This window comes from Bacillus sp. V33-4 (assembly GCF_002860225.1).
GTDB classification, from domain to species: Bacteria; Bacillota; Bacilli; order Bacillales; family Cytobacillaceae; genus Bacillus_BJ; species Bacillus_BJ canaveralius.
Map to the genome: position 1 here is coordinate 1 of NZ_PGVC01000032.1, position 22857 is coordinate 22857.

Consider the following 22857-nt stretch of genomic DNA (forward strand, 5'->3'; position numbering starts at 1 on the left):
ACTCCTTTTTTTGCGTCTCAGAACCATTGGGGTTCAAGGGGTTAAATTTATGAAATTGATTCAAGTACAATGTGTGTGTGACTTGAACATATTTTCGACGTTTTGGCAGCGATATGATTCAATCAACCTTAGGTATAAATATACTGCATTAAACTTTAATAAAAAAGAACTGTGATGAAAGAACTGCAGTTCTTTTTTATTGAGTAATTATACATAAATTAATCAGTAGGGTTTTTTCTACAAACGGGCACGATGATTGAAGATGTATTTGAATTTTAAGCCCAGGTGTATATACATGTCAGACCTAGTTACCAACATCTGTAACTTCAAACGTTTATTTTGTTTGTGATGACCAACAACCAACATTAATGTAATTCTAAAATATGATAAAAAAACGTTATTTCCTTGATATTAAAGGATTCCTTGGCTATCAACAATAATTTAGTTGAAGAGAAATTGTGTTGTGAAAATAGTTCTTTAATTGAAAAAATGCTCTGATTTAAATAAAAATATGTTTACTGAAGAATTTACAGCTGAGCTGATGGGAGTTAGAAAAGTACTGTTCAGAATCATCTAGAACGGGCGGAAACGAAAATTGAATTGAGGATGCACAGAGCCTTTTCCTCGTTTCCTAAAAAAAGGCTCTTAAACTTAAAATAAATTAACTTAGTAAATTAGTGAAAACAAGTCATAAAACACTCCATATAATATATATATAAGGTAAGTCAGTTTTTACCCCATTTGGCTGTGGGGGAATCTTAACCCTTAGGTCCGTTATGATTGTGGATAACTATTATCGGGCCTTTTTTAAACAAAAGGACACCAATAATTATTAAAGCTATTTCTGTCCATTCCATTTCCGTCACCTCCAAGTACGTTTTATTAAATATATTCATTCAACCATGCACATATTCGCAAAAAGTGCATTTTTTTACAGTCGTTCTTTTTTTTGACGTATAGATGTTGTTATATAGGCAATTTTTGGTGTATTGTAGAAAATTTCTCCTTTTGTCGAAATGTACTAATGAAGGGAGATAGATTTATGAAAGATCATGTAAGGACAAGCCACTTGGGTGAATACATAATGATGCTATAATTTGTACTCAAATAAAATGCCGTGTTAAATTTAGAAATAGCACAAAGGCAGCATTGTTTAAGAATCCATCCATTGTTGAATATATATCATAAAGCAGGAAAGACCCATCTTTTTATCGAATTATATATTAAAGAGGGGAGGCCACTCCACGTATGCAAGAATTTAAAGTAATATTTCACTTTGGCAAAGAAAACACAAAAACACTTTTTCTAGAAGGAAAAAGCCCAGAACAAGTAATGGATAACGTATATAATTCTGGGGATTACTTTGTTGGGGAACGCGATAACGGAATTCATAAAATCAATATGAATTTAGTTACATGGGTTTCGGTATATAATCACAAATAAAGATAGAGAGCATCCTTTTTTTAAGGGTGCTTTTTCTTTTGCTCCAAAACAACACGAATCAAAGGGTGAGGCTGTGTGTAGAAGGCTGAACTTCACATCAAATCGCAAAAAAAATATTTAAAAGACATGAAAGAGATTACCAAGAAGTATGGAGTGTCGCTAAAAACATAAAGTCATGGAAACAACGACATGGATGGGTTGGAAACAAGGGTGCACCCTCTGAAAAACGTGTGCACAAAAAAAAGTCCGAAAAACGAATTAAATTGTCATATGCACAAGGAGGATTCAGTTTGAAAAGAATAACAATGTCTTAATTTTAAATAAATGTTCGTTTTTAAATAAAAAATATGCTTTATGAAATTTATGCATTCATTTTATTGATTATGGAAATATAAGGTCGGTACTTAACTTCAAAGTAAGTTGGAGGTCTCTCGATTAGCGCGCAAACGCAATAAAATAATTATAGTTTAATAGTAACTGTAGCATACAGTACTAAGAATAACTTGACCTGCAAAAATTTTAAACAAAGCTATCCATTCAGGATAGCTTCATAAATAATCCGCTCATTACTGGGTTTTTTCAGCAGTATTACTAAAAGTAGATTGGGCTTGTGATAGACCATTCTGTGCTTCAGTAAGTTGTTCTTGGCGCCTCTTAATAGAGTCTGGATTTCCAGCATTCTCAGCCTGGGCAAGATCGTCCTTTGCCTGGGTTACACCGTCTTGAAATGACTGGATAATTGATTGCTTAGTTTGTGATACGGCTTGATTCAGCTCACTTCGATTATTGATCCGTTGGTTCTCCATATAAGTCTCTCCTTCACAATTATTTCGAACGGGTACTACTTTAATATTTACAATACAACCCATTTTCATTACCGCATATTATTAAAGCGTTCTCCAAAAATTATAGAAGATGGAGGTGACATATATGAAGGAAAATGATCAGGTCAAAAAGGATAAGAATCTGAAAGACGATTCGTATGAACGTGATGTTGTATCAAAGGAAATGCTTCATTTGGATTATGTTCCAGAGCCTCACGGAGTGATCGGACAGCAGCTCACCAATAATTCAGAGTGAAAAAACTGCGTCCAGGCTGAGAAAATTATCCAGCAGAATTACAAAATGTGAAACAATCAGGAGCCTTCAATATGGCTTCTTTTTTTGCTCTTTTGACATTGAGACTACCGGGCTTTGAATATACATGTAAATTTTTTATTAAATCATGAAGAAGAGCCAAAGAATGTGATTTTTCGCACAGCAAAACAAATAGGGAATTGTTATAAATAAAGATAAAGAGAATCATTCTCAACTAATAAGCTGATAAATACTTTTTATATAGGGTGAGGAACATGTTGGGACAATTAAGAGCAGGCGATAAAGGTAAGATTTTGGACATTTCAAAGGCAGATCATTTGGTGCGCCGCAGGCTTATGAGTCTTGGAATAACGGAAGGAACAGAAGTTTGTATTAAATGCATTATGCCATTTGGTGGACCTTACTTGTTGGAGTCTTGCGGTCAGTGTGTCGGCATTCGCCGAACTGAAGCATTCCGCATCGAAGTGGAGAGGGTATAATGGATATTGCGTTGCTTGGAAACCCGAATACCGGAAAAACATCATTATTTAATCATTTGACCGGTTCATATGAGTATGTTGGGAACTGGAGTGGTGTAACGGTTGAGAAAAAAGTGGGATTATTTAAGAACAACAAAGATAAATTAATTGATCTGCCTGGTATTTATACGTTGAATCCGCTGTCAAAGGATGAAGGAGTTGTCAGTCAGTTCTTTTTAACGGAGTACTTTGACAAGGCGCTAAACATTATTGATGCTTCTCAACTGCCGAGAAATTTACACTTAACAATTCAGTTGCTTGAATACGGAAAACCGATTGTCATTGGTTTAAATATGATTGATGTAGCTAAACAGCGTGGCATTAAGCTGAATCCGCAAAAATTGTCAGAACTTCTTGGTGTGCCAGTTGTGTCTGTTATTGCAAGGAGCGGGAAAGGTTGTGACTCCTTAACAAAGACAGCAACCACAAATTCGGCTTCAAGGACAAAAAACAATCTTGTCTATTACGGGAAAGAACTTGAAGCAGGCGTGCTGAAGCTTGAGGAAATGCTGAAAGGTAAAGCAGCCCACTCAACTAGATGGCTTGCCTTACAGCTATTTGAAGGAAACCAATATGTGAAAAATTATTTGCAAACATTTATAGATAATCACATTTTAGATGAACTGGTTCAATCAATCGAAATCAACCTGAAACATCAACACGGAGCAAAATCGCTTGAGCAGTATATTCATGAAAAAAGACAGGAAAAGATCGATACAATTTTGTCAGAAGCAGTCGTAAAGGGAGACCAGGCGAAGACTACTTTAACGGAGCGGATCGATACGATTGTCACCAACAAGGTATTAGGAATCCCGATCTTTTTAACATTCATGTATCTGATGTTTATGCTAACGTTTGATTGGGTCGGCTTTCCGCTATCTGATTTGTTGGATGGATTCATTTCTGGCCCGCTGGCAGGTGGAATTGCCGCATTACTTACAGCAGTAGGGGCCTCGGAATTCATTCATTCCTTGGTCCTTGACGGCATTGTTGCAGGAGTTGGCGGAGTACTTGTTTTTGTTCCACAAATTTTTATCCTGTTCTTCTTTATTTCCTTACTGGAGGATTCGGGTTATATGGCAAGAGTAGCTCTTGTTATGGACCGGATAATGGAAACGGTCGGATTGAACGGAAAAGCCTTCATTCCGATGGTGATTGGCTTTGGCTGTAATGTCCCGGGAATCATGGCTGCAAGAACGATTGAAACACCTAAAGAACGATTGTTGACCATTTTACTTACGCCATTGATGTCCTGTTCAGCTCGATTGCCGGTTTATGCTTTGTTTGTTGGAGCATTTTTTGTGCAAAATAAAGCATTTGTTGTTTTATCCCTGTATGTCCTCGGCGTTTTGACGGCGCTTATTTTGGCTAAAATATTCTCTTCAACGATTTTAAAAGGGGAAACATCTTTATTTGTGATTGAACTTCCCCCATATCGGATCCCACAATTCCAGGCATTATGGAAAAGTACATGGGATAAAGGGAAAGGCTTTGTAAAAAAGGCTGGAACGTTTATTTTTGCAGGTTCCGTCTTTATATGGACATTATCGTATATCGGGCCAAACGGCTTCAACGTTGCCATGGATGATAGCTATTTGGCAGCGGTTGGAGGTCTCTTTGCACCTCTATTTGAGCCAATCGGATTTGGTACATGGCAGGCAGGTGCATCCTTATTAACGGGTTTTTTTGCGAAGGAAGCAATTATTTCAACGATGAATATTATCTATTTTGTGCCTGATGAAGCAAGTTTGCAAGGATTGCTTGCAGAATATTTTACTCCCCTTGCTGCCTATAGCTTTATGGTATTTATTTTACTTTATATTCCTTGCCTTGCGACGACAGCAACGATTTATAAAGAAACCGGTTCAAAAAAATGGACAGCATTTTCTATTCTATACGCATTTTTTATTGCCTATACTTTAGCGTTTCTTGTTTTTCAGGGCGGCAAATTCCTGGGTCTGTCGTAAAGGGGGGAAATCGAATGATTGCCAACATTGTTATTGCCGGAGCGATATTTGGATATGCGGGCTGGGCTCTATTTAGATTTATAAATAAGTCAAAACAAGGGAAATGTGCAAGCTGCAGTATTAAAAAATCCTGCTCACAAAATTGTGTAGAAACGATCACGGCGGTTCATAAAAAAGCTTAAAAAGAAAAAAATCAACAGGATAATTGTTTATTTCGTTAAGTTCTGTTATTATAAAGAAGAATTATTTTTGTTCGGTATATAAGGAAGGAACAAGTTTTGATACTTTTCGCCTGAATATCAAAAGAGCAAGGATAGTAATACATTGTGTGCTTACACACAGGGAGGCAACAAAAGATGGAAAAAGGTAAAGTTAAATGGTTCAACGCTGAAAAAGGTTTCGGATTTATTGAGCGTGAAGGTGGAGAAGATGTATTCGTTCATTTCTCAGCTATTCAAGGCGAAGGTTTCAAATCTTTAGATGAAGGCCAAGAAGTTACTTTTGACGTTGAGCAAGGTCAACGCGGACCCCAAGCTAGCAACGTTCAAAAAGCATAATAATTGATTTTCAAAACAGACTCTCCATCGCGAGAGTCTGTTTTTTTATATTGAAAAGCCCTGCTCATCGAATGAGCAGGGCTTCAATGGTACAAGTAAAGCAAATGGTTTAACTATTATACCATACATTTAGCAAATTATTTTTCCTGTGGTAAAATTAGATGTTAAAGTGATATAAAACAAAACGATAAGGAAGATTTTATGGCTAAACAAAGCACGAGGTCAAAATATTTGGCAACTATTTCTTTAATAATCATGGGAAGTGGGTTCCTTGCATCGATTCCCGTTCAGGATCACATAATCGGACGATTGTTACATGGCGGATTTGAAGCGGGATTAGTTGGAGGATTGGCTGACTGGTTTGCAGTGACAGCTTTATTTCGCCATCCGCTTGGTGTGCCGATTCCGCATACGGCATTGCTTCCGAAAAATCGCGACAAAATGGTAAGTGCGCTAATCCATATGCTTGAAAATAATTGGCTCACTAAAGAAAGCATTCGCGAAAAGCTTAATGAAGTAGAGATTACTAAAAAGCTCATTCCTATCATAGAAACTGAAATTCGCTCTGAACCGATCAAAAAGGGTGCAGTTTCTATTATGGAACAAATCATTCGCAGCCTCGATGCAGAGAAAATTTCTCCTTTCCTGGAAAAAGAGCTCAAAGATTATCTCTACCGGATCGATGCTGGAAAAATTCTTCATTCGGGAGCGTCGCAGGTAATCGCAAAGAGATATGATGAAAAGACAATTGATTATTTATTAGCCGAGCTTGAAAAATGGGCTGCAAAAGAGGATGCGAAAGAAAAGATGGGCAGCATCGCGATGGAACTGCTTGAAAACACAAAATCCGACGGCTTTATGCAATTTGCTCTCCAGTCTTTAAAACAGTTTATCAATAAAGAAAAGCTTGGCCAGATTCTCCAAAGTTTCCTTATGAAAAGAATTCCTCTTTTGAGGGAACCGGATAACGAATATAGACAGATTGTTCTTACGCGAATCCGGACAGAACTCGCAGATATAGATAATCGAAAAGAATTGGTAAAAGAAATAAATGACTGGAAAGAACAAATCATTGATGATTGGCGGTTATCAGGCCAAATAACAGAACTATTACTACAGGCGCAGCAGAGAGCTGTAAAATTTATCAATGAAGAAACCTTTTATCATCAATATATATTCCCGCTTATGAAACGATTTATTGACGATCTAAAAACTGACCCGGCCAAAATCAACGCGATTGAGAATTGGCTGCAAAAACAAATTGCCGAATTGATTGAAAGCAACCATTCAAAAATTGGCAAGCTGGTTAAAGAAAATTTAGACAAGCTTGATACCGAGTCGCTGATCCATATGATGGAAAACAATGTCGGAAAAGATCTGCAGTGGATTCGGGTCAATGGAGCTGTTTGCGGGTTTATGATAGGAGTTGTGTTAGCGGTTTTAAAAATGGTTCTGTAGCATTTACCCGTAATCACATTAAATTGCATTTGTTTAGTTGGAAAAGCTTAAAAACAATAATGTTGCTCAAAACAGGCATCTATTTTTTGTAGATGCTTTTGCTTTGGGTACAATTATAGATGGGTGGATTGTTGTTGCTGTTTTGAAATGTTAAGCTTGCGGATATGATAATAACATCTATATTATGTGAAAACTTATACTGGCGCACAATACCTTTAGTCAGCGGTAATTGGAATTGGCAAGAACTACAAATGAAAAAAATTTGAATTTTATTTTTTTTTCAATATAATAAATATATTATCTTAATATATATTTATTGGGAGATAAATTCTGAATATTTAATTTTCGGGGGTTCGTTATGAATTTGTTTAGGAAAAAATCAATTGGTGCGCTCATCTTGGAAACGGGTAAAAAAGGGACTACCCTTAAGAAAGAACTTGGCGCATTTGATTTAACAATGCTTGGGGTTGGAGCCATAATTGGCACTGGGATTTTTGTTTTAACTGGAGTAGCTGCTGCAGAGCATGCGGGCCCTGCACTTATTCTTTCATTTGTTTTATCAGGCCTTGCTTGCGTTTTTGCCGCTCTTTGCTATGCGGAATTTGCGTCCACAGTGCCCGTTGCTGGTAGTGCGTATACTTATAGCTATGCAACCTTTGGCGAGCTGATTGCCTGGATACTGGGCTGGGATTTAATACTTGAATACGGTCTTGCTTCCTCTGCTGTGGCAAGTGGCTGGTCGGGGTATTTTCAAGGGCTGCTGCAGGGGTTTGGTATCGAAATCCCAAAGGCGTTATCAAGCGCTTATAACCCGGCAGAAGGTACCTTCATCGATGTTTCGGCTATAATGATTGCAGTTTTGATTACCCTGTTATTAACTCAGGGTGTTAAGAAATCTTCCCGTTTTAATACGGTCATGGTCTTTATTAAACTTATTGTTGTCCTTTTGTTTATTGTGGTAGGGGTATGGTATGTTGAACCGGCTAATTGGTCACCGTTTATGCCTTTTGGCTTCGCCGGTGTTACCGCAGGCGCCGCTACTGTTTTCTTTGCTTACATCGGCTTTGATGCGGTTGCTACTGCGGCTGAAGAAGTAAAGAATCCACAGAAAAACCTGCCGATTGGTATCATCGCCTCACTGTTAATTTGTACAGCTTTATATATTATAGTTTCATTGATATTGACAGGCATCGTTCCTTATGATCAACTGGGAGTGAAAAACCCTGTTGCATTTGCGCTATCTTATATTGGCCAGGACTGGGTAGCCGGTTTTATTTCCCTCGGTGCCATCTCTGGCATAACCACCGTATTACTAGTCATGATGTATGGACAAACCAGATTGCTGTATGCAATCAGCCGTGATGGATTGCTGCCGAAAGTATTCTCACAGGTGGATAAAAAGAGGCAAACACCGATTACAAATTCATGGATAACTTGTATTGTCGTATCGTTTTTTGCCGGGGTGGTACCGCTCAACAAGCTGGCGGAGTTAACCAATATCGGCACATTATTTGCATTTACGACCGTATCAGCGGGAATTCTTTATCTTCGTAAAACAAATCGCTCTGAAAGTAACGGCTTTAAAGTCCCATTTGTACCATTAATTCCGATTTTGGCGATTCTGTTTTGTGGTTATCTATCCCTTCAGCTTCCAGCAACAACATGGATAAGCTTTGCAACCTGGATCTTGATCGGATTAGTGATTTACTTTTCCTATGGGAGAAAGCACAGCACCTTAAACGACGCTACTCGCAACAAATAACTTTTTTAGCTGTCTTTTTTGGCAGCTTTTTTTTGTTTAATCTTAGTGCGGGGTTTTTTAATAGGAAAAATGATAAGCGGCAGCTGAATATAGTTTACAATATACCTAACTACCATAAGAGAGGGTCTGTATGGTTAAGTTGTTAATTGCCGACCGTGATCACAATGAACGAACAGGGATTGGCTGGCTTGTTTCCTCGTATTCAATTCCGTTTGATCATGTTCTTGCGGCAGGCTCAATATCGAAGCTATTTGACCTTTTCGAGGCCGAATTGCCGGATGTTATCTGCATTGAACTCGATATGATTTCAAAGGATAGATGGGACCGCTTTAAGGAGTTGGTCAAACGGTATAGAACCAAGGTCATCGTCATGACTGCAGAGGCCACATTTGAACGGGCACTTCAAGGCATTGAACTTCATGCCTTTGATCTCTGGTTAAAACCGCATTCGCCTGACCATATCAAACGAGTGTTATCCCTCTGCTGCAAGGATGTTTCCCAAGCTAAGAAAAAACAAGACCCATCGGCTCAAAGCGAAGAATCCTCCATCTCTTACCGTTCATTGTTCGTCCATCAAGAAACGCTGGACGTAAATTACCGATTAATGCTAATGCAGTTGGAGAACCCGAAAAAACTTCCTATACTGCTTTCTTTTTTACAGGAATATTATTTTCATTACCCGCCGGTATTACTGCCGCTTAGCGATATGATCGTTTTAGTTTTTTCATGCGATCACATATCACCGCTCGAATACCTAAAACAGATAAGCAATCGAATTTTAATAGAGTGGGAAGAGCGGTTTTCAGAACCGATATCACTTGTTTTATATGACTCCCACGATCCGTTTCTTTCGTTAAATGAACAATATCGTCGCGCGAAGCAAGGGCTTGAAATCCGTTTTTTTAAAGGATATCGGCAGCTTTCGGTCATTGAAGACAAAGTGGACTGGGTAATGATCGATCCGTTTCTGACCCCGTCAGAACAGAGGGAATGGATTCAGATGCTAAATGAGGGCGACAGGAACAAGTTTAAACAGTGGATGTATAAAGAATTTTTAAATATGAGAGAACCATACCCCGAGCCAGGTTTATTACGGACGAGGTTAACAAGCTTATTAGCCCAGGTTCGCCGCTTCATGAAGTCATTTTACCTTGACGAAGGATTGCTTGAGGCTCGTTACCATCAAATATTTGAAACCATTCTATACAATCCTATTTTGTACCGGATTGTTCAGGAGTTTTTGTTATTCCTTTACGAAGTGCTTGACCGGGCCGCAACTCACGAGGAGCATCCACGTACAGATGTGGTCGAACAGGGTATCCAGTATATTGAAGAGCACTTTAACAATCCCGGGTTAAATCTTGGGGATGTCGCGAATCATGTAGACAGAAGCCCGGCTTATTTCAGCTCGCTCCTAACCAAAAAACGAGGAATCTCTTTCAGGCAGTTATTAACGAAAAATCGGATAAAAAAAGCAGAGTGTCTTTTACTTGAAACAAAACTATCAATCCAGGATGTAGCGGAACAAACGGGATTTATAAATGCAAATTACTTCAGCAAAATTTTTAAAGAACAAACCGGGATAACCCCTCGCTCATTTAGAGATCGCAAAAAAGTATAGAAAACTAAAATAAATATAGGTTTAAAATGTAAGCGCTATAATACAGTATAAAATTCGAAAAAAATTTTAAAAATTCAAAAAACAGACATCTATTTTCGCTTGCATCATTTGTCTACAATTACGGTATAGAACAAGGGGAGTTTCTGAAAAGAACTCCCATCCTTTTGTAGTCTTTAAAATACTGAATGAGCGGGTGATGATATGTCTGTAAAGCAAACAGGGAAAAGAGTAGTTAAAAACTATACAGGTTGTGAGCTCCATGCAAAGGGATGGATACAGGAAGCGGCATTGCGGATGTTGTGCAATAATTTGAATGTCGATGTCGCCGAACGGCCGGAAGACTTAGTTGTATATGGAGGAATCGGAAAAGCGGCTCGCAATTGGGAGAGCTTTGATGCGATTGTTTCGACGCTGAAAAACCTGGAAAATGACGAAACGCTATTGGTTCAGTCCGGAAAACCGGTAGCTGTTTTTAAAACGCACACGGATGCCCCGAGAGTGCTAATTGCCAACTCCAACCTTGTACCGGCATGGGCAAACTGGGATCACTTTCATGAGCTTGATAAAAAAGGATTGATGATGTATGGACAAATGACGGCTGGCAGCTGGATTTACATTGGCAGTCAGGGAATTGTCCAAGGAACGTATGAAACGTTTGCTGAATGTGGGCGCAAGCATTTCAACGGTACTCTCGAAGGCACGATTACCGTAACGGCCGGACTTGGAGGCATGGGAGGCGCGCAGCCGCTTGCGGTGTCATTGAACGGCGGTGTCAGCATCTCCATAGAAGTTGACCGCAGTCGCATCCAGCGCCGTTTGGATACAAAATACCTTGATGTGATGACAGAAAGCCTTAATGAAGCAATCAATTTGGCTTTAGAAGCAAAACACAACAAAAAAACAACCTCCATCGGGTTACTGGGGAATGCCGGCGAAGTCTTAAACGAGATGCTTGAAAAAGGTTTTATTCCCGATGTGTTGACCGATCAAACATCTGCCCATGACCCGATTAACGGCTATAATCCAATCGGCATGAGCTTGGAAGAAGCTGCCGAACTGCGCAGTAAAGACCCTAAAGGATACGAAGTGAAATCCAAAGCAAGCATTGCAGAGCATGTACGCGCGATGTTGAAAATCAAAGACAAGGGTGCGGTTACGTTTGATTATGGGAACAACATCCGCCAAGTCGCAAAGGATGAAGGAGTCGAAGATGCCTTCAATTTCCCTGGTTTTATACCGGAGTATATTCGGCCACAGTTTTGTGAAGGGAAAGGTCCGTTCCGCTGGGCTGCTCTGTCCGGGGATCCAGACGATATTTACAAAACAGATGAGGTCATTTTACGTGAATTCAGCTACAATACGCACCTTTGCAACTGGATTAAAATGGCCCGCGATAGAATCAAGTTCCAGGGACTTCCGGCCCGTATTTGCTGGTTAGGTTACGGAGAACGGGCAAGATTCGGAAAAATGATCAACGATATGGTCGCTAGTGGCGAGCTGAAGGCACCGATTGTGATTGGCCGTGATCACCTGGATTCGGGCTCTGTTGCGTCACCGAATCGTGAAACAGAAGCAATGAAGGATGGCAGCGATGCTGTGGCAGACTGGCCCATTTTAAATGCCCTGATCAACAGCGTTGGCGGAGCAAGCTGGGTTTCAGTGCATCAGGGCGGCGGAGTTGGAATGGGATATTCGCTGCATGCCGGTATGGTTATTGTCGCGGACGGAACAAAGGAAGCGGAAAAACGCCTTGAACGCGTACTTACAACGGATCCAGGAATGGGTATTATTCGCCATGCCGATGCCGGCTATGAGCTGGCGATCAAGACTGCAAAAGAAACAGGCATCCAGATTCCAATGTTGAAAAAGTAGGCCTTTTTTAGCAAAAGTTTAATACAACTAGTGCTGAATAAATAGCTATGCGTATTAGTTAAACGGAACCTATTTAGCCAACTTTGTGAGAGGGGAAACGACATGATCAATAAACCAGTATTTATTCGTAACGCCGACCAACTGGTCACATTAAAAGGAAGCAGTGATGCACCACTGACTGGAAAACAAATGGAACAACTCCATGTTATCGAAAACGGCAGTGTTTGGCTTGAAGATGGTGTCATCCAATTTGTTGGGAAAGATGAAGTTGTGGCTGAGGCTTTCAATGACCGGCTAAGTGAAGCGGAAACGATTGATGCTTCCAGGAAGCTTGTTACCCCGGGGTTAGTTGACCCGCATACCCATGTTGTTTATTGCGGAAGCCGTGAAAATGAGTTTAACATGCGTCTGCACGGTGCGACCTATATGGAAATTATGAATAGCGACGGAGGAATCCATGCTACGACGGCCGTCACCAGGGAAGCAAGCCACAATACGCTTTTTAATGAAAGCAAAAAGCGTCTTGATCAGTTCTTGCTGCACGGTGTAACTACCATAGAAGCAAAAAGCGGCTACGGCCTTTCATTGGAGCACGAAATAAAGCAATTGGAAGTAGCCAAAGCTCTTCATGAAAACCATCCGATCGATATTGTCCGAACGTTTATGGGTGCGCACGCTGTCCCGTCTGAGTACAGGGAAAACCCTGAGGATTTTGTCAATCACATCATGTACGAGATGATCCCTGAAGTAGCGCGGCGAAAGCTTGCAGAGTTTAACGACGTATTTTGCGAACGCGGTGTTTTTACACCTGAGCAGTCAAAGCTCATACTTAAGGCGGGACTTGAACATGGTCTGCTTCCTAAAATCCACGCCGATGAAATTGAACCATATGGAGGTGCAGAACTGGCGGCATCGATTGGTGCGATATCTGCCGACCATCTGTTAAAGGCATCGGATAAAGGAATTGCAGCACTGGCCGAAAAGGGCGTCATTGCCGTTCTTTTACCAGGAACAGCATTCTTCCTGATGGAGGAGTCGGCCAACGGGCGAAAAATGATCAATGCAGGTGTACCTGTCGCCTTATCGACTGACTGTAATCCCGGTTCATCACCAACGGTTGCAATGCCTCTTATCATGAATCTTGGCTGCATGAAAATGGGCATGACTCCTGCTGAAGTACTTACAGCAGCCACCATTAATGCTGCACATGCGATTAATAAAGGTAAAGTAATCGGCAGTATCGAGACAGGAAAAAAGGCTGACATCACCATTTTTGATGTGCCAAACTACGTATCACTTCAATATCGGTATGGCATCAACCATGTGCATACGGTCCTCAAAAATGGCGAAGTGGTCGTTAAGGGAGGGAGATTGGTTTGCAGCAATACCCGTATCCACAGCTAAAACGGCCTGCTTTTTCTTGGGATAGAAGCGCAGTTATTCATGAGCCGAGAGTAAACGAATGGATCAGAACACTTAATTCGGAGGACGCTGAGAAAGTGAACTGGACCGTTTATGATGTTGCCATCCTCGGAGTGCCATTATCGCGATCTTCTATCTCGGCCTCCGCTGCAAGTGAAAATCCGGACGCTCTACGCAGAGCCTGGAAATACTTTACGACTTACAACCTGGATCATGATGAGGATCTTTCCGGTTTAAACGTAGTGGATCTTGGTGATGTTCGCCAGCATGTGACTGACATAAGGGTGTGCCATAACAATATAAGAGAAGCGATGATCAGTATGCAAATCCATCATCCAGAACTGCTCCCTGTCGTGATCGGTGGTGACCACTCAATCACAGCGATGCTGGTAAAAGGATGGAAAGAAGTTCATATTAATGAGCGGATTGGTATTCTTCAGCTAGATACTCATTTCGATTTAAGGGATTTGGAAGACAACGGACCGAGCAATGGCACTCCAATTCGTAATTTAATTGAAAGTTGTACGGTCAAAGGAGAAGATGTGTACAATATTGGATTGCACGGGTTTTTTAATGCCAGGTCCTTAAAACAGTATGCTGACGAAGTTGGATTAAACTACACAACGATGCGAATTGCCCGAAAACATGGGATCGAAACTACAATAAAAGAAGCATTGGAGAAACTCAGCACCAAAGTTGATACGATCTACGTTACGGTTGATATGGATGTCCTGGATATGAGTTTCGGGCCTGGAGTGCCGGCATCTACACCGGGCGGAATGCTTAGTACCGAGCTGTTTGAGGCTGTTTATTTAGCAGGAAAATGTTCTAAAGTGAAAGTGTTTGACATTGTATGTGTTGATCCTTACAAAGACCATCAAGAAATAACGGTGAAAACAGCAGTCCATACAATGCTTTCCTTTTTAACGGGTTATAAACAAAGAATTAATAGATGAATGAAGTTCATAAAACAATCCTTTAATTGAAAAACGAACAATTATTTAAAATTAAGATAGTATAATTCGTTTCCTACGGCATACTCCCGTTTAGTGTAGACAACTTCATTCGTTTTTCGGTTTAGCTTCTTACATTGTGACAATTACTCAGTTCGTGAAACGACTTAAAAACTATAAGAAAATTCACCAATCAACATCCATCATCCTTGCGCGGAAATATTAAGCAGATTTAATTCAGACAAAAAACTCGCTGCTATTGGCCCATTTCTTTAGCTCCCGTTATGCCCGTGGCCCGGTCAAGTAAAATAACAACAGCCCTCCAAAGAGGGCTGTTGCTATAGAAATACTAACTGGCCGGCAAACTACGATAAGCTGCCTTGGCCTGCACCTAACATCCCTGCTTGTAAGCTGGTCATCTGCTGGCCGGCACCTTGTTGCTGCTGGTTTCCGTAGGCTAAATCCCGGGCGATATCCTGTCTTACTTGCATAGGATTTGTTCCGAAATTTGGCTGAAGTACTGATTGAGGGTTTCGAGCCATTTGTTGTGAAGCTTGCATACCGCGTCTGATCGGTGCTGAACCGTCCATCATGCCGCCAGCCATCATGCTCCCATCCATCATTCCACCTGCCATCATCCCACCTTGCATGCCACCTGCCATCATGGACGCACCGTCCATCATGCCGCCAGCCATCATGGTTGAACCATCCATCATGCCGCCTGTCATCATGCCACCCTGCTGTTGCTGGCCTCCATAGGCCAAATCCCGGGCGATATCCTGTCTGACCTGCTGTGGATTCGTTCCGAATCCCGGCTGAAAGATTGATTGAGCATTTTGAGCCATCTGTTGCGTACCTTGCATGCCGCGTCTGATCGGTGCTGAACCGTCCATCAATCCGCCAGCCATCATTCCGCCCTGCATACCCCCCGTCATCATGGAGGCACCATCCATCATTCCGCCAGCCATCAGTCCGCCTTGCATTCCGCCAGCCATCCCACCTTGCTGCTGCTGGCTTCCATAGGCTAAATCCCTGGAGATATCCTGTCTCACCTGCTGAGGATTTGTTCCGAATCCCGGCTGAAGGACTGATTGAGCATTTTGAGCCATTTGTGGCGTACCTTGCATGCCACGTCTTATCGGATATAAGCCATCTTGCATGCCGCCGGCCATCATGGATGTACCGTCCATCATTCCGCCAGCCATCATGCCACCTTGCATTCCGCTAGCCATCATACCACCTTGCATTCCGCCAGCCATCATACCACCTTGCTGCTGCTGGGTTCCGTAGGCTAAATCCCGGGCGATATCCTGTCTCACCTGCTGAGGATTCGTTCCGAATCCTGGCTGAAGGACTGATTGCACATTTCCAGCTTGTTGAGGCGTACCTTGCATGCCGCGTCTTATCGGATATAAGCCATCTTGCATGCCACCAGCCATCATCCCACCTTGCATACCAACAGCTTGCTGGGTGAAACCATCCCCCGTCATGCCTCCAAAGATATCCTGTCTCACCTGATTGGCATTAGTACCGGCGAAGCCCGGTTGGAATATGGCTTGCTGAGGGCGAGTAGCTCCCATCATAGTTCCATCCATCATGGTTCCACCCATCATGGTTTGTCCCATAGCGCCGCCACCGAATTGTCCTTGTCTTGCTGCTTGATACATTCTCATTCCTCCTTGAATTGTGTTAAGCAACAACTATAGAATTCGTTTTATTTTATTTTTTATACCGTTTTTTTTTTATTTTTTTCGACATTATCATTTTGAAATTACGTTTCTTACAAAACATTTACTTTTTACCGAAAGAAACCGATCTTGCGGACAGAGTCATATATTTGTTTTAAAAATGCTCGTCATATTTTATTTTCATTAAATGTATTGTTATCATTCTAATGTCTAATTCGGCTAGCCTTTTAGGTATTTCGTAAAGGGCTAGTTTTTCAAATATATCGAGACATTTCACCTGATAATCGTCCTGAATATTTTTGCATAAGTTTTTTGAATATAGATCATGCTATCTTTTGGATGCTTATTACACAACAGTTATGGAGGAATTAAAAATGCATCAGCGAATTCAACAAGCAGCTCAACAAGCGCAGCTCCAGCTGCAACAAATTCAACAGATTGCCCGCCAGTTACAGTACCAAGAACAGCGTAATGCCCAACAACTTCAGCAAATGCAGGCACAAACAGGTATGCAATTGCAAACTTATCCACAAGATGGAGTAACCAGCCAACTCCAGTATCTAGCTCTTGCTGAGCAAAATGCTACTCAATTATGTCAGCAAATTGAATTGATGGCCCGTCAGCTTCAGCAACAGCAATATGGCCAAATGCAGTAAAACAGGATCATATAAAATAAGACAGAAACTGAGCCATGAACAATTGTTCATGGCTTAGCCTCTGTCCCATAGTAATTCGGACGCAGTGCAAGATAATCGTCCTCGTGGTTCATCCAATTTGCCCTGCACAATTAAATAGGTCGCCAAATGGCTTTCAACTTGCCCGATCGCCCGTAAATTCCAGAATCCACCGCTTAGTTATCTACTAATACCTCGCACAAAAGAACGATATCTTTATAAATATGCTGTTGGATATTTGGATCATCGCACTTTTTATATTCGTCCAATAAATTTCCAATTTCCTTAATATAAAGTAAATGATCATACTCTGTAACCATAGATAGAAAACTCCTAATTATGTAAAAAGTCCTATTCTAGATAAGAATAACATGATTCCTTTTTCCCCACAATTATTTTCCCGATCATTATAGGAAAATGGTCATATATTTTTAAAAGCTACTGGTTTTATACCCGAAGCTGCGTAAAAGTAAACCGCTTTTATAATCGATTTTTTAAAATTTCTTTTAAAGGAACACAAATGTTGGCAGATTTGAACAAAGACTTATTAGCGGAACATATCCGCGTCATTTTAGAATTAATTGGTGTTTAAAAAATATCAAAGAAGCTGTATTCGAGTGTATTTAAACAGTGAAAATAATTTCAAATTATTTAGTAAATTCTAAATATTGATTGAAAATAAACATCAAAGATGTTTTAATAAATTGTAAGCGGTAACATATCTGATATGTGATATGTGAAAGGAATGGGGTCGAGGGTTGTGAATGTAGAAAAAATACCAACAAAGAAAGTCTCTGAATTAGTTGTGGAAGGAATTGAAAAGCTGATTGACTCAGGTGAGTTTCAAGCGGGCGAAAAACTTCCTTCCGTCCGCGAGCTATGTGATTTGTTCGGCGTGGGCCGCTCGGCAGTCCGCGACGCGATTACTACGCTTAAGGGAAAAGGGACTGTTTTTGTGAAGCAGGGGGAAGGTACTTATATTTGTGAATTCGAGACGGCGAAATTATTCAACCATCAGGTGGCAATCCCAAGTAACTATGAAATTGGTAAACTGTTCGAGGTAAGAAAATTATTGGAACCGGGTATTGCTGAACTGGCTGCTTCAAATCGTTCCAGTGAGAATTTGCACAAGATGGAAGATGCGATATTCAATCAAGCAGCCAGTGAATGGGAAGCTGATTACCAATTTCATATTGCGATTGCTAAATCCGCCGGCAATGAAATATTGATTGAGTTGCTGCAAATGATTTCTGCAACGACGAAAAAAGCAATGATCGATTTTCATCATCATATTGAAACGAATCCAGCAACTGTAATTAAAATCAAAAAACAGCATAAACAAATTTATGAAGCGATTAAAGCGCAAAATCGTGATGCATCCAATCGGCTCATGATCCGGCATTTGGACTTTGTTGAACATGAACTTTTGAAAAGAAAATTCACCTGACCATCAACAGGACTGTAAACCAAGGAGATTACCAGGCGAAAAAATGTCTTTTTCTGTGACTGGTAGAAAACATTGTTTGTTACTACAAAACAACAGGAGGTGTGAGACTTGGTTACTGCAGAACTTTTAACGGAATTGCGAACGATTTTACCAGAGGAACGAATAATCGTGGCTGCGAGTCCCTGTAATTATTTAGGAAATAACGGACAATTGCACATTTTTCCGATTTCAGAGGAAGAAATCTCAGCTGTTTTAAAGTATGCAAATGATCATCGGACAACAGTGGCTATTGAGGGCGGCGGCACGAAAAGAGGGTTTGGCGGCTTAACAAAAGCTTGCGACATTCTCCTTTCTTTAGCAAATTATAAAGGGGTTGTCGAGCATACGGTTGGCGACATGACCTTGACCGTTAAAGCAGGTACTACATTCACGGAATTACAGGATTTTTTACAGCCTTATAACCAAAAAATTGCGCTCGACCCGGCATCGCCTGAACTTGCAACGATTGGCGGTATTATTGCTGCAAATGAAAGCGGTCCTAAGCGGCTTGGCTATGGATCTGCCCGGGATGCAGTTATCGGACTTCGCATTGTCTATCCAGATGGGTCGATTATCCGCACAGGGGGCAAGGTTGTAAAAAATGTCGCCGGCTATGATATGAACAAACTATTTATTGGTGCAATGGGGACGCTTGGCGTTGTTTCAGAAGTGACTGTAAAACTCCGTCCAATTGCAAAATTCGAAAGTCTGATTCTCATTTCCTTTCCAAATGGAAGTGATGAAGAGATTCGGCAATTTGTGATTCGCCTGCTCGATTCAACGATGGAGCCCGTCACACTTGAACTATTAAACCCCTCTTTATCAGCCAGGCTAAACGGGCGCCAGCAATACACGCTGGCAATCGGTCTGGAGGACGTTGAAAGCTCTGTTTATTATCAAGAAAATTTTATCAAAAGCATCCAGCCGGCACGTACAGATCTTGACGTACTTCAACAATCAGCAGCACGGGCATTTTGGGATCAGTTTTCTGCGATCGCCCCGAATGGAACACGCGACCTCGCTGGTGAAGACATAGAAGCCGTTTTGAAAATCGGTGTAGTCAATCTTGATGTTCTTAACGTCATCAAAGAAAGCGAGCTGTTGCAGGACTCTTTCAATCTGAAAATCGAAGCGCATGGCGGGTTCGGACATGGACTGTGCCACGTAAATTTGCGCGGGACAAACGAAGAAGTTGTTGCTGCTATTGGTCATCTAAGAGACCATGTATCAAAACTGCGCGGCTATGTTGTTGTGAAACATTTGCCTTTTGCTCTCCGCCAGCAAGTCAATGTTTGGGGTGATAAGCCACCATATTTCTTCCTGTTGGAAGGAATAAAAGAAAAGATTGATCCGAACAGAGTTCTCAATCCGAATCGGTTCTTGGGAGGGATATGAAAGTGAGTTTAAGAGAGTTTGATTTAAAGCAGGACCCGGCTTGTACATCAAAAAGCTTAAGCAATTACCTTTGGAGCGATCATCCTGATGAAAATAAATGGGCGGATTGTGTTCACTGTGGCATGTGTTTAGAATCGTGTCCAACCTATGAACTAACCGGCCAGGAGCAGCACTCACCGCGGGGACGTGTTCACTTGATTAAATCAGTGGCGGAAGGAAAGCTCGAGGTGAATGAGCACTTTATGGACCCGGTTTTTGCTTGTCTGGATTGCCGCGCCTGTACAACCGCTTGTCCTGCTGATGTTGATGTGGGCGGCCTGATCGAAGAGGCGCGCGGACAAATTCGCCAGGCGATGCCGTTAACAGGCTGGAAAGGTACGGTCAGCAAATTTTTTCTGCAAGGTTTATTCCCCCATCATAACCGCTTAAATTCTTTCGGACGCCTGCTGGAATTTTACCAAAAAAGCGGTCTGCAAAAGGCTGTTCGAAAAACGAAGCTGATCAATGTAATGCCCCGGCATTTAGTCGAAATGGAAGCGATCATGCCGGAAATAAAAGAGCCGGTCCGTAAAAAATACAAAAATGACAGCGTCATTAAAGCGAACGGCGAAACAAAGAATGAAGTGGCCTTTTTAACGGGCTGCGTTATGGATGTTATGTTCAGTGATATTAATCAAGCAACGATTAACGTTTTAACGCGGAATGGAAGCGATGTAACGATCCCGAACCAGCAAACATGCTGTGGGGCGCTCCATGTCCATGCAGGCGACAGGGAAACCGGGAGAAAGCTGGCAAAACAAAACATCGAGGCTTTCAAAGATTCCAATAAAGTGATTGTTAATGCGGCCGGTTGCGGTTGCATGCTCAAGGAGTATCCCGAGCTGTTCAGGGAAGACCCGGCATGGCATGAGAAAGCCGAAGAGTTTTCTGCCAAGGTTGAAGATATCGCAAAATATCTTCATGATACCGGGTATGAGAAACCAAAAGCAGCCATCAATGCAAGGATCACCTACCATGATGCATGTCACCTTGCACACGGCCAGGGAGTACGTACGGAACCGCGCAGCATTCTGCTCGATATTCCTGGTGTCGACATGGTCCATATGCCGAATGCAGACCGCTGCTGCGGCAGTGCAGGCATTTACAATATAACCAATCCTGACATGGCGGGTGCCGTCCTCGAAAGCAAAATGGAGAATGTTCCTGCCGACGTGGAGATGATTTCAATGGGGAACCCGGGTTGTATGCTGCAAATGGCAATTGGAGTCCAAAAGTACGGCAGGGATCAAAAAGTTGTCCATACTGTCCAGCTGCTTGATTGGGCTTATCAAAAAGAAGCGGATCTTGAGGGGGAAAAGTAATGGCTGTTAAAGGGTTAAAAACAAACGATCCTCACATTCAAGGGTTGGCAAGCATTGTCGGTGACAGCCGTTCAATCCTTTACCATAAAGAGGATCTGCTCGCCTACGATTGCGATGGCTTTACGATTCTTAAGCATTTGCCGAAAGCGGTCGTTTTTCCAAAGGATACACAGGAAGTGGCAAAGCTTGTTAAGTACTGCTCACAACACCAATTGCCTTTTCTCGCGCGGGGGGCTGGTACGGGTTTAAGCGGCGGAGCGATCCCGATCAATGGCGAGGTCATTATTAGCCTTGTTCGAATGAAACGGCTGCTAAGTGTGGACCTGGAGAATCGGCGCGCAGTAGTTGAACCCGGATTTGTGAACTTAAAGCTGACGAATTCGATCTCTGATAAAGGGTATTATTATGCGCCGGATCCATCAAGCCAGTACTGCTGCACAATTGGCGGAAATGTTGCTGAAAATGCCGGTGGGGCACATTGTTTAAAGTACGGGGTGACGACCAATCATATTCTCGGACTGGAGGTAGTCCTGCCAAACGGGGAGATCATTGAACTGGGTCATAATGGAATTCTGGATACACCTGGATACGATCTGCTCGGGCTGTTAACGGGGTCGGAAGGGACGCTGGGGATCGTCACAAAAATAACCGTGCGGATTTTGAAAAATCCGGAAGCCAAACAAACGGTTCTCGCTTATTTTGATCGAGTATCAGACGGAAGCCAGGCTGTTTCCGATATTATCTCGGCAGGTATCGTACCAGCTGCTCTTGAAATGATGGATAAAACAGCAATCGAAGCTGTCGAAGCAGCTGCCTTTCCTGTCGGGCACCCGAAAGACATTGCCGCGTTATTGCTGATCGAGGTTGATGGAATTTCTGCTGGCATCGACGAGCAAATCCACCAGATTCTTGAAGTATGCAGAAACAGGAACGTACGTGAGGTACGAGCCGCCCGCGATGAATTGGAAAGGGCGCAATGGTGGGCCAATCGCAAAACCGGATTTGGCGCAATGGGGGCAATATCGCCAGATTATCTGGTGCAGGACGGAGTGATTCCGCGCAGCAAGCTGCCGGAAGTATTAAGCAAAATCAATAAGATCAGTGGAGAAACAGGTCTGCGTATTGCCAATATTTTTCACGCCGGAGACGGAAATTTGCATCCGCTTGTTCTTTTTGATGCAAGAAAACCTGGTGAAACAGAAAAGGCGCTTGAAGCTGGCAGTGCATGTCTGCAAGCGTGCGCAGATGCCGGCGGGACGATTACAGGTGAACACGGCGTTGGAATTGAAAAAAGAGAGGAAATGCGCTTTGTTTTTAGCGAAACTGAAATTAAAGCACAGACAGATATTCGCCAAGTATTTAATCCTGATAATCTCTTAAATGCCGGCAAGTTGTTCCCATCCCCGGCGCTCTGTGTCGAAATAAAGACGGAAATGAAAGCAGCAGCGAGCTCATAATTTAAATTGAACAAATTTTAAGAAAAATATTGAAATACAGAAAGGTTCCATGATATTCTTTTTTTAAAGAAAGTTTGAAACGGTGTTTCGTAATAACAAACAGATAGTTAGTAGGTTGGTTTTCT

Annotated in this window: 19 protein-coding genes and 1 pseudogene; 18 read left to right on the forward strand and 2 right to left on the reverse strand. The window is 41.8% G+C overall.

The window, feature by feature from the left end:
• The first annotated feature begins 1248 nt into the window (after nucleotides 1-1248).
• Complete coding sequence (locus tag CVD23_RS12250; protein ID WP_101577804.1) at nucleotides 1249-1443, forward strand: hypothetical protein; 195 nt, start codon at nucleotides 1249-1251, stop codon at nucleotides 1441-1443.
• Between the two features lie 126 nt (nucleotides 1444-1569).
• Nucleotides 1570-1688, forward strand: a pseudogene (locus CVD23_RS22715) (phage terminase small subunit); the annotation flags it as partial.
• 321 nt (nucleotides 1689-2009) lie between these two features.
• On the opposite strand, the gene CVD23_RS12255 reads toward CVD23_RS22715, so the two are convergent.
• Complete coding sequence (locus tag CVD23_RS12255; RefSeq protein ID WP_180955650.1) at nucleotides 2010-2249, reverse strand: DUF1090 family protein; 240 nt, start codon at nucleotides 2247-2249, stop codon at nucleotides 2010-2012.
• 124 nt (nucleotides 2250-2373) lie between these two features.
• On the opposite strand from CVD23_RS12255, the gene CVD23_RS21985 reads away from it, so the two are divergent.
• The 11 genes from CVD23_RS21985 (at nucleotide 2374) to CVD23_RS12305 (ending at nucleotide 14674) form a co-directional block, all read left to right on the forward strand.
• Complete coding sequence (locus CVD23_RS21985; RefSeq protein ID WP_180955651.1) at nucleotides 2374-2523, forward strand: hypothetical protein; 150 nt, start codon at nucleotides 2374-2376, stop codon at nucleotides 2521-2523.
• A gap of 272 nt (nucleotides 2524-2795) precedes the next feature.
• The gene (locus CVD23_RS12260; RefSeq protein WP_101666189.1) at nucleotides 2796-3020 is read left to right on the forward strand and encodes a FeoA family protein; all 225 of its coding nucleotides are present in this window, start codon (nucleotides 2796-2798) and stop codon (nucleotides 3018-3020) included.
• Nucleotides 3020-5026 carry a ferrous iron transport protein B gene (feoB, locus tag CVD23_RS12265; RefSeq protein WP_101666190.1) on the forward strand — a complete coding sequence of 669 codons (2007 nt, stop codon included), beginning with the start codon at nucleotides 3020-3022 and terminating at the stop codon, nucleotides 5024-5026. The genes CVD23_RS12260 and feoB overlap by 1 nt, the downstream gene beginning before the upstream one ends.
• Nucleotides 5027-5040: 14 nt before the next feature.
• Complete coding sequence (locus CVD23_RS12270; protein WP_101666191.1) at nucleotides 5041-5208, forward strand: FeoB-associated Cys-rich membrane protein; 168 nt, start codon at nucleotides 5041-5043, stop codon at nucleotides 5206-5208.
• 174 nt (nucleotides 5209-5382) lie between these two features.
• Nucleotides 5383-5583: a cold-shock protein gene (locus CVD23_RS12275; RefSeq protein ID WP_101577809.1), complete on the forward strand. Its 201-nt coding sequence runs from the start codon at nucleotides 5383-5385 to the stop codon at nucleotides 5581-5583.
• Nucleotides 5584-5784: 201 nt separating this feature from the next.
• Nucleotides 5785-7041 (forward strand): DUF445 domain-containing protein, encoded by a 1257-nt coding sequence (locus tag CVD23_RS12280; protein ID WP_101666192.1) that lies wholly within the window; start codon nucleotides 5785-5787, stop codon nucleotides 7039-7041.
• A gap of 358 nt (nucleotides 7042-7399) precedes the next feature.
• The gene (locus CVD23_RS12285) at nucleotides 7400-8803 is read left to right on the forward strand and encodes an amino acid permease (RefSeq protein ID WP_101666193.1); all 1404 of its coding nucleotides are present in this window, start codon (nucleotides 7400-7402) and stop codon (nucleotides 8801-8803) included.
• 130 nt (nucleotides 8804-8933) lie between these two features.
• Complete coding sequence (locus CVD23_RS12290) at nucleotides 8934-10424, forward strand: helix-turn-helix domain-containing protein (protein WP_101577812.1); 1491 nt, start codon at nucleotides 8934-8936, stop codon at nucleotides 10422-10424.
• Nucleotides 10425-10625: 201 nt separating this feature from the next.
• Nucleotides 10626-12296, forward strand: coding sequence for a urocanate hydratase (hutU, locus tag CVD23_RS12295; RefSeq protein ID WP_101577813.1), 1671 nt, complete (start codon nucleotides 10626-10628; stop codon nucleotides 12294-12296).
• A 102-nt stretch (nucleotides 12297-12398) separates the two neighbouring features.
• Complete coding sequence (hutI, locus tag CVD23_RS12300) at nucleotides 12399-13700, forward strand: imidazolonepropionase (RefSeq protein ID WP_180955652.1); 1302 nt, start codon at nucleotides 12399-12401, stop codon at nucleotides 13698-13700.
• Nucleotides 13673-14674 carry an agmatinase family protein gene (locus CVD23_RS12305; protein ID WP_101577814.1) on the forward strand — a complete coding sequence of 334 codons (1002 nt, stop codon included), beginning with the start codon at nucleotides 13673-13675 and terminating at the stop codon, nucleotides 14672-14674. The genes hutI and CVD23_RS12305 overlap by 28 nt, the downstream gene beginning before the upstream one ends.
• A gap of 362 nt (nucleotides 14675-15036) precedes the next feature.
• Here CVD23_RS12305 and CVD23_RS12310 read toward each other — a convergent pair whose 3' ends face one another.
• Entirely contained in the window at nucleotides 15037-16338 is a 1302-nt protein-coding gene (locus tag CVD23_RS12310; RefSeq protein WP_101577815.1) for a hypothetical protein, read from the reverse strand.
• Between the two features lie 395 nt (nucleotides 16339-16733).
• On the opposite strand from CVD23_RS12310, the gene CVD23_RS12315 reads away from it, so the two are divergent.
• The 5 genes from CVD23_RS12315 (at nucleotide 16734) to CVD23_RS12335 (ending at nucleotide 22732) form a co-directional block, all read left to right on the forward strand.
• Entirely contained in the window at nucleotides 16734-17015 is a 282-nt protein-coding gene (locus tag CVD23_RS12315; RefSeq protein WP_101577816.1) for a hypothetical protein, read from the forward strand.
• Nucleotides 17016-17793: 778 nt separating this feature from the next.
• The gene (locus CVD23_RS12320) at nucleotides 17794-18480 is read left to right on the forward strand and encodes a FadR/GntR family transcriptional regulator (protein ID WP_101577817.1); all 687 of its coding nucleotides are present in this window, start codon (nucleotides 17794-17796) and stop codon (nucleotides 18478-18480) included.
• A 108-nt stretch (nucleotides 18481-18588) separates the two neighbouring features.
• Entirely contained in the window at nucleotides 18589-19914 is a 1326-nt protein-coding gene (locus tag CVD23_RS12325; RefSeq protein ID WP_101577818.1) for an FAD-binding oxidoreductase, read from the forward strand.
• 2 nt (nucleotides 19915-19916) lie between these two features.
• Nucleotides 19917-21275: a (Fe-S)-binding protein gene (locus CVD23_RS12330; protein WP_101577819.1), complete on the forward strand. Its 1359-nt coding sequence runs from the start codon at nucleotides 19917-19919 to the stop codon at nucleotides 21273-21275.
• Nucleotides 21275-22732 (forward strand): FAD-linked oxidase C-terminal domain-containing protein, encoded by a 1458-nt coding sequence (locus CVD23_RS12335; protein ID WP_101577820.1) that lies wholly within the window; start codon nucleotides 21275-21277, stop codon nucleotides 22730-22732. Before CVD23_RS12330 ends, CVD23_RS12335 begins: the two co-directional genes overlap by 1 nt.
• The last annotated feature ends 125 nt before the right edge of the window (nucleotides 22733-22857 follow it).

Excerpts from the sequence above, each read along its gene's own strand:
- CVD23_RS12250 (WP_101577804.1), top strand. The coding sequence starts at position 1,249 with ATGCAAGAATTTAAAGTAATATTTCACTTTGGCAAAGAAAACACAAAA.
- CVD23_RS12255 (WP_180955650.1), bottom strand. The coding sequence starts at position 2,249 with ATGGAGAACCAACGGATCAATAATCGAAGTGAGCTGAATCAAGCCGTA.
- CVD23_RS21985 (WP_180955651.1), top strand. The coding sequence starts at position 2,374 with ATGAAGGAAAATGATCAGGTCAAAAAGGATAAGAATCTGAAAGACGAT.
- CVD23_RS12260 (WP_101666189.1), top strand. The coding sequence starts at position 2,796 with ATGTTGGGACAATTAAGAGCAGGCGATAAAGGTAAGATTTTGGACATT.
- feoB (WP_101666190.1), top strand. The coding sequence starts at position 3,020 with ATGGATATTGCGTTGCTTGGAAACCCGAATACCGGAAAAACATCATTA.
- CVD23_RS12270 (WP_101666191.1), top strand. The coding sequence starts at position 5,041 with ATGATTGCCAACATTGTTATTGCCGGAGCGATATTTGGATATGCGGGC.
- CVD23_RS12275 (WP_101577809.1), top strand. The coding sequence starts at position 5,383 with ATGGAAAAAGGTAAAGTTAAATGGTTCAACGCTGAAAAAGGTTTCGGA.
- CVD23_RS12280 (WP_101666192.1), top strand. The coding sequence starts at position 5,785 with ATGGCTAAACAAAGCACGAGGTCAAAATATTTGGCAACTATTTCTTTA.
- CVD23_RS12285 (WP_101666193.1), top strand. The coding sequence starts at position 7,400 with ATGAATTTGTTTAGGAAAAAATCAATTGGTGCGCTCATCTTGGAAACG.
- CVD23_RS12290 (WP_101577812.1), top strand. The coding sequence starts at position 8,934 with ATGGTTAAGTTGTTAATTGCCGACCGTGATCACAATGAACGAACAGGG.
- hutU (WP_101577813.1), top strand. The coding sequence starts at position 10,626 with ATGTCTGTAAAGCAAACAGGGAAAAGAGTAGTTAAAAACTATACAGGT.
- hutI (WP_180955652.1), top strand. The coding sequence starts at position 12,399 with ATGATCAATAAACCAGTATTTATTCGTAACGCCGACCAACTGGTCACA.
- CVD23_RS12310 (WP_101577815.1), bottom strand. The coding sequence starts at position 16,338 with ATGTATCAAGCAGCAAGACAAGGACAATTCGGTGGCGGCGCTATGGGA.
- CVD23_RS12315 (WP_101577816.1), top strand. The coding sequence starts at position 16,734 with ATGCATCAGCGAATTCAACAAGCAGCTCAACAAGCGCAGCTCCAGCTG.
- CVD23_RS12335 (WP_101577820.1), top strand. The coding sequence starts at position 21,275 with ATGGCTGTTAAAGGGTTAAAAACAAACGATCCTCACATTCAAGGGTTG.